The sequence below is a fragment of the Actinokineospora sp. NBRC 105648 genome, from assembly GCF_030269645.1.
GTDB lineage: Bacteria > Actinomycetota > Actinomycetes > Mycobacteriales > Pseudonocardiaceae > Actinokineospora.
On record NZ_BSTR01000030.1, the window covers coordinates 41,280 to 57,894 of the forward strand.

The window sequence follows — 16,615 nt, forward strand, 5'->3', positions numbered from 1 at the left end:
TGTAGGTCATAGATTCTGACTTACATGTATCCCTGCCGAGTAGTCCCCCGATCGAGGGAACTCGGCTGAACTCAGGAGGCGAGCGCGCATGGGCAAGGGCGTGGCGACCATGCCGCGGGTGTTCCTCGGGGAGGCCCTGCGGCAGCTGCGGGCGGACTCCGGGCACTCCCTGGAGGTGGTGGCGGCCCACATCGGCAAGTCCAGACAGCGGGTGATGACCCTGCTGGAGGGCCGGGCCACGCTCACCGCCGAGGAGCTGACCTCGGTGGCGACCTTCCTGGGCGCGGGCGGCGAGCGCCTGCGCGAGCTCGAGGCACTGGGCGCCGAGGCCCGCAAACCACCGACCGGCGACCCCTACACCGACCTCGGCCCGGAGTCCTGGCGCCGCGTCGCCTACCTGGAAGCCAAGGCCACCACCATCCAGTCGTACGAGAACGGCGTCTTCCCCGCGCTCATCCAGAGCGCGGACTACGCGGAGGCCCTGATCAAGGCCACCGAGGGCATCTGGCAGGACCCACTCGACGATCACGTCCGGACTAACCGGGCCGCGTTCCGACTCAGCAGGCAGAGCCACGTCTACGAGTCGGCGGAGCACAAGACGGTGCGCCTGTTCTTCACCGAGGACACCTTCAACGCGCCGGTCGGCACGCGGCGGGTCATGTGGACCCAGTGCCTGCACATGCTCGATCTAGCCAACCGGTTCGCCCACCTTGAGGTCAGGATCGTGCCAACACCCACGTGGGACAACCCTGCGCAGAATGGCGCGCTCGCGTTGTTCGGTTTTGGCGAACTGATCCGGCCGATCGGCTTCCTGCCGGTGCTCTACGGCCCCTCGACCTACCTCGACACGCCAGAAGACACCGCTCGGATGGCCCGCGCCTTCGATCGACTCAGCAACCTCGCTCTGCCTCAAGATGAATCTCTGGCGATGATCGCCGCACGACTGGAAGGGTTCGGCACATGACAAGGGGTCCCCGGGATACCGGCTGGTTCAAGAGCAGTTTCAGTGGCGGGGCCAACGACAACTGCGTTGAGGTGCGCTGGACCAAGAGCACCTTCAGCGGTGCCGCCAACGACAACTGCGTTGAGGTTGGGTGGGTCAAGAGCAGCTTCAGTGGTGCCGCCAATGACGACTGCGTTGAGGTGCGCTTCTCCGAGAGCACCATCGCGGTGCGGGACTCCAAGAACCCGGGGCCCCGCTTCTCGGTCTCCCCCACCGCCTGGTCCCAGCTGATGGCCGCCATCACCCGCTGAACGCCCGCTGGAACACCCCTGCAACACGGATGGGGCACCGGCCGCGGCCGGTGCCCCATCCATCACAGCTCAGTTCAGCTCAAGCCCAGTGCAGCTCGAGCTCAGTTCAGCTCAAGCTCACTTCTGGTCGCGGGCCTTGTCGCGGGAGCGCTGGCGGCCGCGGGTGGTCGCGTCCAGGATCACCTTGCGGACCCGGACGACCTCCGGGGCCACCTCGACGCACTCGTCGTTGGCGCAGAACTCCAGGGCCTCTTCCAGGCTCAGCTTGCGCGGCCTGGCCAGCGTCTCGAACACGTCGGCCGAGGAGGACCGCATGTTCGTGAGCTTCTTCTCCTTGGTGACGTTCACGTCCAGGTCCTCGGCGCGCGGGTTCTCGCCCACGACCATGCCCTCGTAGACGTCCGCGCCCGGGTCGACGAAGAACGTGCCGCGGTCGGCCAGCTGGGTCAGCGCGTACGCGGTGACCGGACCGGTGCGGTCGGCGACCAGGGAACCGGTGTGCCTGCCGCGGATCTCGCCCGCCCACGGGTGGTAGCCCTCGAAGATCGCGTTGGCGATGCCGGTGCCGCGGGTCTCGGTCAGGAAGTCCGTGCGGAAGCCGATCAGGCCGCGCGACGGGACGATGTACTCGACCTTGATCCGGCCGCTGCCGTGCCCGCCCATGTGCTCCAGGCGGCCCTTGCGGCCCGCGAGCAGCTGGGTGATCGCGCCGAGGAACTCCTCCGGGGCGTCGACGGTCAGCCGCTCGAACGGCTCGCACAGCTTGCCGTCGATGTGCCGGGTGACGACCTCGGGCTTGCCGACGGTCAGCTCGAAGCCCTCGCGGCGCATCTGCTCGACCAGGATGGCCAGCGCCAGCTCACCGCGGCCCTGCACCTCCCAGGCGTCCGGGCGCTCGGTGGGCAGCACCCGCACGCTGACGTTGCCGACCAGCTCGCTGTCCAGGCGGCCCTTGAGCATCCGCGCGGTCAGCTTCGTGCCGCCGTTGCGGCCGGCGAGCGGGCCGGTGTTGACGCCGACGGTCATCGAGATCGCGGGCTCGTCCACGGTGAGCCGGGGCAGCGCGACCGGATTCTCCAGGTCGGCCAGCGTGTCGCCGATGGTGATCTCCGGGATGCCTGCGATGGCGACCAGCTCGCCCGCGCTCGCCTCCTCGGCGGGGACGCGGTCGAGGGCCTCGGTGACCAGCAGCTCGGTGATCCGGACGTTGGACACCGTGCCGTCCTCGCGCATCCAGGCCACGGTCTGGCCCTTGCGGATGCGGCCGGTGTGGATGCGGCAGAGCGCGATGCGGCCCAGGAAGCTGGACGCGTCGAGGTTGGTGACCAGGGCGCCGAGCGGGGCCGAGGCGTCGGCCAGCGGCGCCGGGACCTTCTCCATCAGCAGGTCGAACAGCGGGTCGAGGTTCTCGCTGTCCGGCAGGCCGCCGTCCTCGGGCTGGTTCAGGCTGGCCCGGCCGGCGCGCGCGGAGGCGTAGACGACCGGCAGGTCGAGCACCGACTCGTCCAGGTCGTCGAGCTCGGAGGCCAGGTCGAGCAGCAGGTCGTGGGTCTCCTCGACGACCTCGGCGATCCGGGCGTCCGGGCGGTCGACCTTGTTGACCACGAGGACGACCGGCAGGCCGGAGGCGAGCGCCTTGCGCAGCACGAACCGGGTCTGCGGGAGCGGGCCCTCGCTGGCGTCGACCAGCAGCAGCACGCCGTCGACCATGGACAGGCCGCGCTCGACCTCGCCGCCGAAGTCGGCGTGGCCGGGGGTGTCGACGACGTTGATGACGATCGGGCCGTCCGGGGTCTGCCTGCGGACGGCGGTGTTCTTGGCCAGGATGGTGATGCCCTTTTCGCGCTCGAGCTCACCGGAGTCCATGACCCGGTCGACGAGCTCGGCGCGGGCGGCGAACGCCCCTGACTGGCGCAGCATGGCGTCGACCAGGGTGGTCTTGCCGTGGTCGACGTGCGCGACGATGGCAACATTGCGCAGGTCGTTGCGGCGTAGCTGGGTCGTGGCCTGCTCGGCGGTGGCGGTCGCTGTGGGCACGCGCGTGCTCCCGGTTCCTTCTCTGTCGGTGAGGGCAGCCCGGCGGAGTCGACGCTGTGGGGCGCCCATTGCAGCTCAAGCGCTGCTGATGGCTCGTTCAGGATACCTGGACCCATCGTGTGACCAGCACCACGCAGGGTATTCGGCGAGGTTAACCTCCCTAAGTCCAATATTCATCAGCCGGATCGCGGGACGGGGTGGCATGGGCGGCAAGGGGAAGCGGACACCTGCCGAGGCGGTCCAGCGGCTGATGAAGAAGGGCAAGGTCAAGAAGAAGTGCTGCAAGTCCAAGCCGCTCTGCGGCAAGTGCCCGGTGCTGGCCTTCAAACGATTGAAGGCGGCCTGACCGGTGCGCTACCGTTCGCCGTGATGCTTACCCGCAACGTCACCCAGTGGTGGGCCGCCGACCGGCGGTCCTGACGTAGCGCGTCCACAGGCCGCCCCACCCCGGGCGGCCTGCACTGTGTCCGGGGACGGCGGCCCCGAACCCAGGAGCACACCAGCGATGACCCGTCTGTCGGCCATCACCCCGTCCGGCCACGCCCACATCGGCAACCACCTCGGCGCCATCCGGCGCTGGGCGCGCGAGGGCGGCCCGGGGGACCTGTACTTCGTCAGCGACCTGCACGCGATGACGGTCTCCTACAACCCCACCAGACTCCGCAAGCTCTCCCGCGAGCTGCTGGCCGTGCTGGTCGCCGCGGGCATCGCCCCGGACCGTGTGTTCGTCCAGTCCGACCTCGTACGCGAACTGGGGGCGCTGAGCTGGTTGCTGGAGTGCGCCTGCTCGTTCGGCGAGGCGTCCCGGATGACCCAGTTCAAGCAGAAGGCCGAGGGCCAGGGCGTGGTCCGGCTCGGGCTGCTGACCTACCCGGTGCTGATGGCGGCGGACATCCTGCTGCAGCGGGCGACCGAGGTGCCGGTCGGCCACGACCAGACCCAGCACGTGGAACTGGCCAGGAGCCTGGCCCGGCGGTTCAACTCGACCTACGGCGAGGTGTTCGCGGTGCCCCGGGCGGTGGTGGCACCGATGGCGTCGCGGGTGATGGACCTTTCGGATCCCTCGCGAAAGATGTCGAAGTCGACTCAAGGGGCGGCCGGGACAGTGTTCGTCTTGGACGATCCGGATCTGGTTCGGCGGAAGATCCGGTCGGCGGTGACGGACGGGGATGCCCGGTTGGAATACCGGGTTGCGGAGCAGCCTGGATTGGCGAACCTGTTGGAGATATTGGCCGGGTGCACGGGGAAGTCGCCGGTGGAGCTGGCGGAGTCCTTTGATTCTTATGGGGCGGTGAAAGAGGCGGTGGCGGAGGCTTTGATTGAGGAGCTTCGGCCGTTGCGAGCGCGGGCGCTGTCGTTGCTGGCTGACCCTGCGGAGCTGGACGCTGTTCGTGCTGCTGGGGCCGCGTTGGCGCGGTCTCGGTCTGAGCACACGTTGGCTTCTGCGCTGCGGATGGCCGGGGTGGGGTGAGGTGACGTCTTCGGCTTCGGCTTCGTCTTCGGCTTCGGCTTCGTCTTCGGCTTCGGCTTCGTCTTCGGCTTTGGCTGGGTTGGGTGGGCGGGGCTGGATTGGGTGAACCTGTTTTGTCTGGGACCCCTAAGAAAAGAGGCGCGGTGGGTAGGGCGGGTGGGAAAGGGATACCCACCGCCGGACTAGGCTAGCGCCTCTTTTCTCCCCAGACAAAACAGGTTCACCCAATCCAGCACTTCCAGCGCTATCTGCACTGCGACTGCTTTTCTCTTCCTTAACAGCCCTGGCCGTTTAGAGAATCCTGCTCAGGTGGGGTAGCAGGATGCGGTCTGCTGGGAGCCACGGGACTGTGGACAGGGCGTCGTTCTCCAGCCAGCGGGTGGTTCGGTGGTCGTTGGCCTCCGGTTCGCCTGCGGTGAGGGTGGCGGTGTAGGTGCGCAGGACCATGTGGTCGGAGAGCGGGACGTCCGGACCGACTGGTTCCTTGGCGATGACCGTGCAGCCGAGTTCTTCCTGGCACTCCCTGGCTACCGCGTCCACATCGGACTCCCCCGGTTCCACCCGGCCGCCGGGGAGTTCCCACAGGCCTGCCGCCTCCGTCGGATAGGCGCGTTCCTGGGCCAGTACCTTGCCGTCCCGGACTATCGCCGCTGCTACGACCACTCGGGCCTTGGCGAGTTGGGTCGCGCGCTTGTCGAGGCGTTCCAGGAGTCCTGGTGGGACTGGGCCGGTGCAGGTCACCAGGGTTTCCAGGCCCTGAGGGGTGGCAGTGATCGTCAGGTCGCCGATGTGCAGACCGTGTTCGTCCGCTGAGGTGACGATGCCCCAGGACGTCTCGTCGCCGATGGCCAGCAGTGGGCAGGGGGCGTCGACGCCCAGGACAGCGGACTCGACCAGGGCAGCCGTGACGGCGCGTGGTGGGGCGGGGATCACGGGGAGGATCCTGCCTCAGGTCAGGCTCGACGGTGTCGCCGTGGTGCGCCAGGCGACCAGGAGGCGGGCGCCGCCCTCGGGGGACTCGCCGACGCGGACCGTGCCGCCCCGGCGGCGGACCACCTCGGCGACCAGGGCCAGGCCCAGGCCGGTGCCGCCGCTGCTGCGGGCCCGGTCGTCCTGGACCCGGTAGAACCGGTCGAAGACCTTGGCGCGGTGTTCGGCGGGGATGCCGTCGCCGTCGTCGTCGACCACGAGCCTGCCGACGGTGCCGCCCGCCAGGACCGTGACCGTCACCCGGGTCCTGGTGTGCCGGAAGGCGTTGCGCAGCAGGTTGTCCAGCACCAAGTCCACTTCGGACGGTGCGGCCAGCACCCAGCACGAGCCCGCCGGGGCGTGCACCACGACCGCCGGGCCGTCGTCGGGGCAGCGGGCGGCGGCGTCCACGGCGGCGGCGCTGAGGTCGACCGGTTCGGCGGTCGGCAGCTCTCCGGCGTCCGACCTCGCGAGCGTCAGCAGGCCGTCCACCAGGGCGGACAACCGCTCCGACTCGCGCATGACGTCGGTGAGGACCTCCTGGGCCAGGTCCGGGTCGGGGTGGGCGACGGCGACCTCGGCCTGCACCCGGATCGAGGCGACCGGCGAGCGCAGTTCGTGGGCGGCGTCGCCGGTGAACCGGCGCAGCCGGTCGGCGGCCTCGTCGCGGCGGGCCAGCAGGGCGTTGAGGGCGCCCGCCAGCGAGCGGAGCTCGTCGTGGGACTCCGGCAGCGGCAGGCGCTTGCCCGCGCCGAGTTGGGCGGCGGCGGTGCGCATGCGCTCGACCGGGCGCAGGGCCGAGCGGACGGCCAGGTAAGTGGCCAGGGCCGCCGCCAGCGCGGCGATGCCCGCCGCGACCAGGAGCCAGCGCAGGGCGTGGCCCTGGGCGGCGGTGTAACCGGCCAAACCGGTTCCGACGACCACGAGCCGCTGGGAGCCGTCCGGGGCGGTGACCACCGTGCCCTGCCAGCGCGCGGGTGGTGAGTCCCCGACCCGCAGCACCGGCGTGCCCGCCTTCAGGACCCGCACGTCAGCGGGCGCGAGTTGCGGCGCTAGGCCGCCGTCGACTGGGGCGCCCGCCGTGTCGAGGACGTGCACCTGGATGTTCGGTGAGCCGGACACGGTCACCACACCCCGGGTGACCTGCGCCGTCGCGGCGGAGAGGGCCGGGCCCAGCTCGTCGTCGGCGGACTGGACCAGCAGGCCCGCGATCATCCGGCTGCTGAGCAGGGCGATGCCGAGCAGCACCGCGAGCGTCACGGCGGTGGCGATCGTGGTGATCCGGAAGCGCATCGTGCGCCGCAGCCAGAGGCCGCGCGGTCGGATCACCTCGGTGGCACGCCCGCCGGGTCGAGCGCGGCGTCTATCTCGTTGGTCGACGCCAGGTACCCGTGCCCCCGCACGGTGCGCACGATCCCGTCGGCGCCGGCCGCGTCGAGCTTGCGCCGCAGGTAGCCGACGTAGACCTCGACGGCGTTGCGCGTCGCCGCCTGCTCGTCGCCCCACACCGCGCGCAGCAGCTCGTCCTTGGTGACCACCGCGCCCGCACGGCCCGCGAGGGTGTCCAGCACCGCGAACTCGCGCGGGCTCAGCGCCACCGGCACCCCGCCGAAGCTCACCTCGCGGGTCCCCCGGTCGACCACCAGCTGACCGAGCCGCAGCCGCCTGCCGCTGCCCTCGTCGGCGCCCCGGCGCAGCACGGCGCGCACCTGGGCCACCAGCACCACGAACGAGAACGGCTTGACCAGGTAGCCGTCGGCGCCCAGGTCCAGGCCGTCGGCCTGGTCGACCTCGCCGTCCTTGGCCGAGACCAGCAGCACCGGGGTGCGCACACCCTCGCCGCGCAGCCGCTCCAGCACCCGGTAGCCGGACAGGCCGGGCAGCATGATGTCGAGCAGGATCACGTCGAAGGTGCCGGTCAGCGCGATGCGCAGGGCGCTGGGCCCGTCACCGGCGACCACGACGTCCATCCCCTCGGCGGTCAGCCCGCGCTGCAGTGCCCGGCGCACGCCGAGCTCGTCGTCGACCACCAGCACCCGAGGCTTCACGAGTGCCATCATGGCGCCACCGGCAGTCCCGTGGGGGTCACTCTCAGCCGACTCTCAGCAGCGGCGCCGCTCTCAGCGCCATCTCAGGTCGTGGGGAGCAGTGTTCTCGGTGCGGGAACGACGACGGTGACACAGGGGAGAACAATGAACAGGAAGCGGACGGCACTGGCCGTCGCAGCGGCGGGGACGGCCACCGGGGTGGTCGGGCTGGTCCTGATCGCGAGTCCGGCGGGGGCCAACGAGCCGCCGCCCGCACTGCCGCCGATCAGCTCCGAGGCGCTGGTCCAGTCGGTGCTGGACAGCAAGGTCCCGGCGCTCTCCGGCGCGGTGGCGCTGCAGAACAACCTCGGCCTGCCGGTGCCCGGCCTGCCGCAGAGCTCGGGCAAGGAGGCCTTCGCCCGGGTCTACAGCGACGGCACCGGCCGCGCCCGGCTCTCACTGGGCCAGGGCACCGCGGGCGAGCGCACGATCGTGCACGACAACGGGACCACCTGGTTCTGGAACTCCGCCGACCGCTCGGTGGTCAAGTACACCGGCGGCGCCGAGCACGAGTCGGTCGAGGACAAGCTGGCCGACCCGGCCACCGCCTCGCGCACCTTCATCGAGGCGATCAAGCAGGACAGCGTGGTGACCGTCGACGGCACGGCCCGGGTGGCCAACCGCCCGGTCTACCAGCTGGTGCTGACCCCCAAGCCCACCGAGCGCACGCTGCTGCGCGAGGTCCGGGTGTCGGTGGACGAGGCCACCCGGCTGCCGCTGCAGGTCGAGGTGCTGGCCAACGGCCAGTCCGAGCCCGCGCTCAAGCTCGGCTTCACCGAGTTCAGCACCGGCGCGCAGGACGCGTCGCTGTTCAGCTTCACCCCGCCCGCCGGGGCGAAGGTGACCGAGCCCGAGGTCGGCGACAAGCCGACCGAGAAGCAGCGCGACGACCTGTTCGCCGCGCTGGACCTCAAGGTCGTCGGCGAGGGCTGGGACACCGTGCTGACCGGCAAGATCCCGGCGGGCGCGCTCGACCAGCAGATCCCGCAGGGCCAGGGTCGCGGCGGGGTCGACATCACCAGCGTGCTCAAGCAGCTGGGCAAGCCGGTCAGCGGACCGTTCGGCACCGGCTACGCCATCTCGACGAACGTGGGCACCGCACTGGTCACCACCGACGGCCGGGTCGCCGTCGGCGCGGTGCCGCAGCAGGTGCTCGTCGACGCGCTCGGGCAGAAGTGACCGGGTTCTCCGAGCAGCGGGCGGTCGCGGCCTCAGCCGCGACCGCCCCGCCCGCGGCCCGCACGCGGGGTCTGCGCAAGGTCTACCGGGGCACGGTCGCGGTGGACAACGTGGACCTCGAGGTGCCGATGGGCTCGGTGCTGGGGATGCTCGGCCCCAACGGATCCGGCAAGACCACCACCATCCGGATGCTGCTCGGCCTGGTCACGCCCACCGCGGGCGAGGTCGAGCTGCTCGGCCACAAGATGCCCGACGGCGCGGCGCTGGCGCTGCCCGACGTGGGCGCGCTGGTGGAGGGACCGGGGTTCCACCCGTTCCTCTCCGGCCGGGAGAACCTGATGCGCTTCGCCGCGGCCGAGCCGCTGCTGGCCACCTCGGCGATCACGACAGCCGTGGGTGAGGCGATCGAACGGGTCGGGCTCACCAAGGCGGCGAACCGGCGGTACCGGGGGTACTCGCTGGGGATGAAGCAGCGGCTCGGGCTGGCGTCCGCGCTGCTGGTGCCCCGCCGCTTCGTCGTGCTCGACGAGCCGACCAACGGCCTGGACCCGGCGGGCACCCGCGAGGTCCGCACCGTCATCGCCGACCTGCACGCGGCGGGCACCACCGTCCTGGTGTCGTCCCACCTGCTGGCCGAGGTCGAGGCCACCTGCACGCACGTGGCGGTGCTCAACCAGGGCAACGTCGTCGCCCAGGGCGAGCTGGCCGCGCTGCTGGAGGCGGGTTCGGCGAACCTGCTGGTCAGCACGCCGGAGACCACGCTGGGCCTGGACGCGCTGCGCGAGCGCCGGATCCCGGCCCGCCCGGTGCCCGACGGCCTGCTGGTCGACCTGACCGCCAGCACCGCACCCGCCGTGGTGGAGGTCCTGGTGCGCGCCGGGGTGCCGGTGCACGAGGTGCGCAGGCAGCGCACCGGCCTGGAGGACCTGTTCGCCCGGCTCACCGAGGACAGCGCGGTCACCGAGCTGCCCGACCTCGACACCCTGATCCCCGAGGAAGCCCGATGACCACCACGGCGGACCTGCCCGCGACCACCACCACGTCATCCCGCCCCCGGCGCGCGCCGCTGACCCGGCTGCTGCGCTCGGAGCTGCGGATGGTCCTGCGCCGCCCGCGCACGCTGATCGGCCTGGGCCTGCTGGGCCTGGTGCCGGTGGTCATCGGCATCGGCATCGCGATCGCGACCAGCTCGTCGGACGGCCAGCCGATCGGCGAGGGCATCGCCGCGCTGGTCGCGGGCAACGGGCTGCTGCTGCCGATCTTCGCGCTGGTGGTGGCGCTGAACATGCTGCTCCCGCTCACCGGGGCGATGCTGGCCGCCGACGCGCTGGCGGGCGAGGCCTCGCACGGCACCCTGCGCGGGCTGCTGATGGCCCCGGTCGGCCGGGCCAGGCTGCTGGCGGTGAAGGCGTTCGGGGTGGCCACGGTCAGCCTGATCGCGGTGACGCTGATGGCGGTCACCGGCATCATCACCGGCACCGCGCTGCTGGGCGGCGACGGCATGCTGACCTCGTCCGGCACCTCGCTGTCCTTTGTGGATGGACTGGGCCGGGTGGGGCTGACCGTCCTGCTGGTGACGATCCAGATCTGGGCGCTCGCGGCGATCGCGCTGGCGGTCTCGGCCTACACCGAGCACCCGCTGATCGTCGTGGTGGTCGCACTCGGCCTGGTGATCGTCTCCGGCGTGCTGAGCGTGATCCCGGCGCTGGACTGGCTGCAGCCCGCGCTGATCACCACCAGCTGGGAGTCGGTGGCCGATGTCATCCAGGACCCGCTCTCCTGGGACCCGTTGGTGAACGGGGTACTGCGGGCCGCCTGCTACCTGGTCATCGGCTACTCGATCGCGCTGGCCCGCACCCTGACCAGGGACGGCTGAGCCAGGTCGGCGGGCTGGGGGAGGTCCGCCGATCCGCACAACGCCCCCCGACGGCCGTCGGGGGGCGTTGTGGCGTTTCAGGGGGTGGGACCGACCACCGCGATGCCAGCGGGGTCTAGTCGAAGCGAAACCCCAGCCCCCACAACGGGTGCGTCTCCGACGCCGGACACCGCGTCCACCGTTCGGGAGTCCACCTCGACGCTCAACCGCACGTGGTCCCGTCGGTGCACCCGCGCCACCACCGTCCCGCGCACCGGCCCCTCCCCGACGACCAACGCGGTGGGCCGCAAGGCCAAGACCACGTCTCCTTCCGGCGCCCAGGGCAGTGCGGCGACACCGAACTCCGTGGTCACCACCCCGTCGGCCACCGCGGCCGGTACAACAAGACTCGCCCCCAGGAAGTGGGCCGTCTCGGCGTCCACCGGCCGCCGCCAGACCTCCTCCGGGCGCCCCACCTGCACGATCCTGCCCGCCGACATGATCGCCACGCGATCGGCCAGCGTGAACGCCTCGTCGTGGTCGTGGGTCACCACCAGCGCGGTGGCCCCGGACGCGCGCAGCACCCGGGACAGGTCCACGGCCAACTGCTCGCGCAGCGCGCGGTCCAAAGCGGACAGTGGCTCGTCCAGCAGCAGCAACCGGGGATTGGGCGCCAGCGCGCGGGCCAACGCCACCCGCTGCTGCTCACCGCCGGAGAGCTCGGTGACCCGCCGGGCGCCGTAGCCCGCGAGCCCCACCAGGGACAACAGCTCGTCGACCCGGTCGAGCGGCTTGCCCGCCATCCGCAGCCCGAAGGCCACGTTGCCCCGCACGTCCCGGTGCGGGAAGAGCTGCCCGTCCTGGAACACCAGGCCGAAACCGCGCTTGTGCACCGGCACGTCGCCCAGGTCGCGCCCGTCCCAGGACACCGTGCCCGCGTCCGGTCGCTCCAGGCCCGCGACCGCGCGCAGCAGGGTCGACTTGCCGCAGCCCGAGGGCCCGAGCAGCGCGACCACCTCGCCGTCGGCGACCTGGATGTCCACATCGGACACCGCGGTCACCCCGCGGTAGCGCACGGTGAGCCCGTCAACAGCCAGCATGGCCGCTCCTTGGATACTGGGTGCTGTGCTGACTGTGCTGCTTCCCGGGCGTGCGTACCCGGCCACCGGTCCCCTGCTCGCCTACGCGGGCGAGGCCGCCCGCAGGCACGGCGCCGAGGTGCGGGCCGTGACCTGGCCCGAGGGGACGACGTCCGAGCAGGTGGTCGCGGTGGTCCGGGAGGTGATCGGCGCCGACCGGCCGGTGCTGATCGGCAAGTCGCTGGGCAGTTTCGCCGCGCCGCTGGCCGCTGAGCTGTCGCTGCCCGCCGTGTGGCTGACCCCGGTGCTCACCGATCCCGCTGTCGCCAGCGCCCTGCGCGCGGCCACCGCGCCGTTCCTGCTGGTCGGCGGCACCGCGGACAAGCTGTGGGACAGCCTGCTCGCCGAGTCCCTGACCCCGGACGTGCTGGAGATCCCCGAGGCTGACCACAGCCTGCTGGTGCCCGGCCCGCTCGGCCTGTCGGCCGGGGTGCTCGGCACGGTGGCGACCGCCGTCGAGTCGTTCCTGGCGCGGGTCGGCTAGCCGCATCAGAACTCCCCCACCGAGGCGACGCGCAGCCGTTCGATCAGCGCCACGACGGCGATGGTCACCAGCATCAGCAGCGTGCACGCGGCGTAGGCCATCTGGTTGTTCAGCTCGCCGGGGCGGGCGACGAGCCTGCCGATGACCACCGGCAGGGTGGCCGAGTCCGGGCGGGCGAGGAAGCTGGTGGCGCCGAACTCGCCGAGGGCCACCACGTAGCCGAAGGCCGCCGCGGCCAGCAGCGACCGGCCCGCGAGCGGGATGTCGATCTCCCGCCAGACCCGCCACGGCGAGGCGCCCAGGGTCGCCGCGGCTTGGCGGAGGCGGTCGTCGATCGAGCGCAGGACGGGTAGCAGCATGCGGATCACCAGCGGTGTGACCACGAGCGCCTGGGCCAGTGGCACGAGGGTGGCGGAGGTGCGCAGGTCGCCGGGCAGCGCGTCGAGGGTGATCAGGTAGCCGAAGCCGACCGTGACGGCGGAAACACCCAGGGGCAGCATGAACGCTGTGTCCAGGGCGTCGACCAGCCCAGGTCTTGCCTTGGTCCGCGCCAGTGACACCAACGCGACGGAGGCCAAGACGCCCAGCACCAAGGCGAGCAGCGTCGCGTCGGTCGCCGCCCGGAGCGAGTTCTCCGCCGCTTCCCAGCCCGATACCTGCAACGAGCCCCGGTAGCCGGTGCCCGCGAGCGCGCGGTAACCCGCCAGCCCCCAACCATCCACAGTGGACAGCGAGCGGACCACCAACGCCGCGATCGGCACCAAGAGCAGCGCCACCACGGCGTAGGCAACCGCAACCACGGCCCACTCACCACCGACCGGACGGCGCGCCGTCTCCGCGGTGCCGCGCATCCGCGCGGCGGCCTGTCTGCGGCGGGTCACCGCACCGATCACCAGGACGGCGAACACCGCCGCGACCTGGAGCAACGACAACGCCGCCGCGCCGGGCAGGTCGAGCAGCTGCACGGTGCGCAGGTAGATCTCGGTCTCCAGCGTCGAGTACTCGCCGCCGCCGAGCAACAGCACCACACCGAAGCTGGTGGCGCAGAACAGGAACACCACCGACGCGGCCGACCCGATCGCGGGTCGCAGCACCGGCAAGGTCACCGACAGGAACGTCCGCAGCCGTGACGCGCCGAGCACCCGCGCGGCGTCCTCGGCTCGTCTGTCCACATGCGACCATACGCCCGCGACCGACCGCGCGACCACCGCGACGTTGAAGAACGCGTTGGCCAGCACGATCGCGACCACACCACCCTCGGGCAGCAGCGACCGGAACGCCAGCCCCACCACGACCGTCGGCAGCACGAACGGCACCAGCACCGCCGCGCGGATGAAACCGTTGCCGCGCAACGAGGTCCGGGCGAGCAGGAACGCCACCGGCAGACCCGCGACGACCGCGACGGCGGTCGCCGCGGCCGCCTGGCCGACGGTGAAGCCGACCAGGCCCCAGGTGTCCGCCGAGGCCAGCACCGCGCCGACCCCGTCGCCCAGCAGGCCGAGCCGGATGATCGCGGCGACCGGCCAGAGGAAGAAGACGACCAGGAAACCCAGCGGTGGCAGGGCCGCCAGCAGTGCCCCGGTCAGCCCCGGACGGCCGTGCGCCACTGCGTGATCCACCGCTCCCGGTTGGCCTGGATGTCGCCCGCGGCCAGCGTCGCCGGGCTCTGCGGCAGCGGGGCGGCCTTCTGCCAGGCGTCCGGCAGCGCGACGCCCTCGCGGGCCGGGTAGACGTACATCTTCTCCGGAACCTGCTTCTGGAAGGGCTCCGAGAGCAGGAAGTCGACGACCTTGCGGGCGTCGTCGGTGTTCTTGGCGCCGTTGAGCACGCCCGCGTACTCGACCTGCCGGAAGCAGGTGTCGAGCAGCGCCTGGGTGCGCGGCTTGCCGTCGTCGCCGATCTCGGCGGAGGGCGAGGAGGCGTAGGACACCACGATCGGCCGCGGGCCCTTGCCCGAGGAACCCGAGAACTCCTGGGTGTAGGCCTCCTCCCAGCCGCTGACGACCTTCACGCCGTTGGCCTTGAGGCGCTGCCAGTAGTTGACCCAGCCCTGGTTGCCGTAGTGCGCGACCGTGCCGAGCACGAACGCGAGCCCGGGCGAGGACGTCGCGGGGTCCTCGACCACCAGCAGGTCCTTGTACTTGGCGTCGGCCAGGTCCTCGAAGCTGGCGGGCACCGGCAGGTTCTTGGCGGTGAGCGCGGCCGGGTCGACGTTGACGCACACGTCGCCGACGTCGACCGCGGAGAGGCGGTTCTTGTCGTCGACGCTGTAGCGCTGCGGGCCCTTGTCGGCCTCGGGGCTGCGGTACTCGGCGAAGACGCCCTCGTCGAGCGCGCGCGAGGCGAAGGTGGTGTCGACGCCGAAGGCCGCGTCACCGAGCGGGGCGCCCTTGGTGAGCACCAGCTGGTTGGTCAGCGCGCCCGCGTCGCCGCTCTTCCGGACATCGATCTTGATCCCGGTGTCGGCGCGGAACTTCTCCAGCACCGCGGCGTCGGCGTCGAAGGAGTCGTGGGTCACCAGGACGACGGTGCGCTCCCCGGTTTTCGCCTCGCCCGAACCGCCGCCCGAACCGCCGGTCGAACACCCGGCGGCCAGCACGGCGGCCCCGGCCAAGATCGCGATACGGCGCATGAGATCCCTTCCTCGCAGCGTGCGCACCACGAGGCCCTCCCTGCGCCGGCATGATCCGGATCAGGTGTGGACGGTCGAGGGCACGCGTGCCCTCCTCTCAGCCCGGCGCGTGTCCGGACTCCCGTGGCGGTGCCGAGCGTACGCGCCCGCCGCGCGGGAGGATGACACCATGGCTGAACTGTTGAGCGAACAAGACCTCGGCAAGGCACTGGGCACCCTCCCGGACTGGAACCTGGACGAGGGCGCCCTGGTCCGGACGGTGGAACTGGCCGACTTCCCGCAGGCGATCCAGGTCGTCAACCGGGTCGCCGAGATCGCGGAGAACGACAACCACCACCCGGACATCGACATCCGCTGGCGAACCCTGACGCTGCGGTGCAGCACACACTCGGCGGGCGGGATCACCGCGCTGGACGTGTCCCTGGCCCGCGAGATCGACGGCGTGGTCGACGCGATCCGGTCGTGAGCAGTCGCGGCGCCCGTGAACCTCCGGGCGCCGCACCGCCGCTCCACGCGGCCGGCCTCAGCTCCGCACGACGCCTGCGGATTCCGGGCGCCACACCGCGCTGCCCAGCCTCGGCTCCGCACGACGTCCGAACTCCGGGCTCCACACCGCGCTGCCCAACCTCAGCTCCGAACGACGTCCGTGAACTCCGGGCGCCACACCGCGCTGCCCAGTCTCGGCTCCGCACGACGTCCGAACTCCGGGCTCCACACCGCGTTTGCCTCGGCTCTGCATGACGCCTGCGGACTCCGGGCACCGCAGCTTCCTCGGCGCCCCTCACCGCGCTCGCCCGGCCGCCGAGCCCACGCCGGCGACTACTCGGTCCTGGCGCGTACCCGGGCCTGGACGCCGTCCCGATCGAGCCCCAGCGCGGAGATCTGCGGCTCGTCCGGGACGCCGAGCACGCCGAGGAGCAGGTGCTCGGGCCCGATGTGCTCGTCCTGCAGGCTCAACCCCGCGCGGTGGGCGAGTTCGAGCACCTTCTTGCTCGCCCCGGCGAAGGGAATGTGCCCGACGAGTTCGGCGTCGCCGGTCTCCAGCCCGCCCTCCAGCGCCGCCCGCGCGGCGGCCACGTCGAGCAGGTCAGCCAGCGACTCGTCGCGGAGCAGGGCGAGGAGCAGGTGCACCGGCTTGATGTCGCCGGACTTGGCCCGCCGGGCCACCTCCTGCGCCTCCACGATCGCCGACCGGGCGGCGTCGTCGTAGCGGGCGAAGACCCGCAGGTCCCCCTCGGCGGTGGCGGGTTCGCTTGGCACGAAACGCTTCTGGGCGGCCTGCTTGGTCACGCCCATGCTCTGCCCGATGTTCGTCCAGGAGGCACCGGACCGGCGCGCGCGGTCGACGAAGTGGCCGATCAGGTGATCGGCGAGCTCGTCGAGGTGCTGCCCGAGCACCACCGCGTCGGTCAACTGGCTGAGCGGGTCGTCGTGCCGGTTCTCGATGGCGGAGATGAGGTCGTCGAGCCTGGGGGTTGCGGTCATGCCGTCAACTCTAGGTTGACGCT

The 16,615-nt window shown here is 71.6% G+C and carries 17 protein-coding genes; 9 read left to right on the forward strand and 8 right to left on the reverse strand.

Annotated elements, in window-relative coordinates; all coding sequences use genetic code 11:
- The first annotated feature begins 88 nt into the window (after positions 1–88).
- Positions 89–964: a helix-turn-helix domain-containing protein gene (locus QSK30_RS23625; protein WP_285505862.1), complete on the forward strand. Its 876-nt coding sequence runs from the start codon at positions 89–91 to the stop codon at positions 962–964.
- The gene (locus tag QSK30_RS23630) at positions 961–1,254 is read left to right on the forward strand and encodes a DUF397 domain-containing protein (RefSeq protein ID WP_285505863.1); all 294 of its coding nucleotides are present in this window, start codon (positions 961–963) and stop codon (positions 1,252–1,254) included. The genes QSK30_RS23625 and QSK30_RS23630 overlap by 4 nt, the downstream gene beginning before the upstream one ends.
- A 117-nt stretch (positions 1,255–1,371) precedes the next feature.
- On the opposite strand, the gene typA is transcribed toward QSK30_RS23630, so the two are convergent.
- A complete protein-coding gene (gene typA, locus QSK30_RS23635) occupies positions 1,372–3,291 on the reverse strand; it encodes a translational GTPase TypA (RefSeq protein WP_285505864.1) in 1,920 nt (639 codons plus the stop codon).
- A 202-nt stretch (positions 3,292–3,493) separates the two neighbouring features.
- On the opposite strand from typA, the gene QSK30_RS23640 reads away from it, so the two are divergent.
- Both QSK30_RS23640 and trpS read left to right on the forward strand, forming a co-directional pair.
- The gene (locus QSK30_RS23640; RefSeq protein ID WP_285505865.1) at positions 3,494–3,637 is read left to right on the forward strand and encodes a hypothetical protein; all 144 of its coding nucleotides are present in this window, start codon (positions 3,494–3,496) and stop codon (positions 3,635–3,637) included.
- A 159-nt stretch (positions 3,638–3,796) separates the two neighbouring features.
- Positions 3,797–4,762 (forward strand): tryptophan--tRNA ligase, encoded by a 966-nt coding sequence (gene trpS / locus QSK30_RS23645; protein WP_285505866.1) that lies wholly within the window; start codon positions 3,797–3,799, stop codon positions 4,760–4,762.
- Between the two features lie 291 nt (positions 4,763–5,053).
- Here the strand turns inward: trpS and QSK30_RS36980 are convergent, their stop codons facing one another.
- Genes QSK30_RS36980 through QSK30_RS23660 form a run of 3 tightly spaced genes read right to left on the reverse strand, consistent with a single transcriptional unit; the run spans position 5,054 to position 7,791 of the window.
- Positions 5,054–5,695, reverse strand: coding sequence for a (deoxy)nucleoside triphosphate pyrophosphohydrolase (locus tag QSK30_RS36980; RefSeq protein ID WP_352231608.1), 642 nt, complete (start codon positions 5,693–5,695; stop codon positions 5,054–5,056).
- A gap of 15 nt (positions 5,696–5,710) precedes the next feature.
- A complete protein-coding gene (locus tag QSK30_RS23655; RefSeq protein WP_285505867.1) occupies positions 5,711–7,060 on the reverse strand; it encodes a sensor histidine kinase in 1,350 nt (449 codons plus the stop codon).
- Entirely contained in the window at positions 7,057–7,791 is a 735-nt protein-coding gene (locus QSK30_RS23660; protein WP_285505868.1) for a response regulator transcription factor, read from the reverse strand. The genes QSK30_RS23655 and QSK30_RS23660 overlap by 4 nt, the downstream gene beginning before the upstream one ends.
- 132 nt (positions 7,792–7,923) lie before the next feature.
- Between QSK30_RS23660 and QSK30_RS23665 the strand changes: the two genes are divergently transcribed.
- From QSK30_RS23665 to QSK30_RS23675, 3 genes are read left to right on the forward strand one after another with little or no spacing between them, the layout of a single operon-like run.
- The gene (locus QSK30_RS23665; RefSeq protein WP_285505869.1) at positions 7,924–8,997 is read left to right on the forward strand and encodes a LolA family protein; all 1,074 of its coding nucleotides are present in this window, start codon (positions 7,924–7,926) and stop codon (positions 8,995–8,997) included.
- Positions 8,994–10,004, forward strand: coding sequence for an ABC transporter ATP-binding protein (locus tag QSK30_RS23670; RefSeq protein ID WP_285505871.1), 1,011 nt, complete (start codon positions 8,994–8,996; stop codon positions 10,002–10,004). Before QSK30_RS23665 ends, QSK30_RS23670 begins: the two co-directional genes overlap by 4 nt.
- Positions 10,001–10,873, forward strand: a complete 873-nt coding sequence (locus QSK30_RS23675) for an ABC transporter permease (RefSeq protein ID WP_285505873.1) — start codon at positions 10,001–10,003, stop codon at positions 10,871–10,873. Before QSK30_RS23670 ends, QSK30_RS23675 begins: the two co-directional genes overlap by 4 nt.
- Before the next feature lie 77 nt (positions 10,874–10,950).
- Here QSK30_RS23675 and QSK30_RS23680 read toward each other — a convergent pair whose 3' ends face one another.
- Positions 10,951–11,952, reverse strand: a complete 1,002-nt coding sequence (locus QSK30_RS23680) for an ABC transporter ATP-binding protein (protein WP_285505874.1) — start codon at positions 11,950–11,952, stop codon at positions 10,951–10,953.
- A 25-nt stretch (positions 11,953–11,977) separates the two neighbouring features.
- On the opposite strand from QSK30_RS23680, the gene QSK30_RS23685 reads away from it, so the two are divergent.
- The gene (locus tag QSK30_RS23685; protein ID WP_285505876.1) at positions 11,978–12,475 is read left to right on the forward strand and encodes an alpha/beta fold hydrolase; all 498 of its coding nucleotides are present in this window, start codon (positions 11,978–11,980) and stop codon (positions 12,473–12,475) included.
- Between the two features lie 5 nt (positions 12,476–12,480).
- Here the strand turns inward: QSK30_RS23685 and QSK30_RS23690 are convergent, their stop codons facing one another.
- Positions 12,481–14,094 carry an ABC transporter permease gene (locus QSK30_RS23690; RefSeq protein ID WP_285505878.1) on the reverse strand — a complete coding sequence of 538 codons (1,614 nt, stop codon included), beginning with the start codon at positions 14,092–14,094 and terminating at the stop codon, positions 12,481–12,483.
- Positions 14,058–15,107 carry a thiamine ABC transporter substrate-binding protein gene (locus tag QSK30_RS23695; RefSeq protein ID WP_285505879.1) on the reverse strand — a complete coding sequence of 350 codons (1,050 nt, stop codon included), beginning with the start codon at positions 15,105–15,107 and terminating at the stop codon, positions 14,058–14,060. Before QSK30_RS23695 ends, QSK30_RS23690 begins: the two co-directional genes overlap by 37 nt.
- A gap of 169 nt (positions 15,108–15,276) precedes the next feature.
- Between QSK30_RS23695 and QSK30_RS23700 the strand changes: the two genes are divergently transcribed.
- The gene (locus tag QSK30_RS23700) at positions 15,277–15,573 is read left to right on the forward strand and encodes a 4a-hydroxytetrahydrobiopterin dehydratase (RefSeq protein ID WP_285505881.1); all 297 of its coding nucleotides are present in this window, start codon (positions 15,277–15,279) and stop codon (positions 15,571–15,573) included.
- Positions 15,574–15,926: 353 nt separating this feature from the next.
- Here QSK30_RS23700 and QSK30_RS23705 read toward each other — a convergent pair whose 3' ends face one another.
- Positions 15,927–16,592 carry a Clp protease N-terminal domain-containing protein gene (locus QSK30_RS23705; RefSeq protein WP_285505883.1) on the reverse strand — a complete coding sequence of 222 codons (666 nt, stop codon included), beginning with the start codon at positions 16,590–16,592 and terminating at the stop codon, positions 15,927–15,929.
- Positions 16,593–16,615 lie beyond the last annotated feature (23 nt).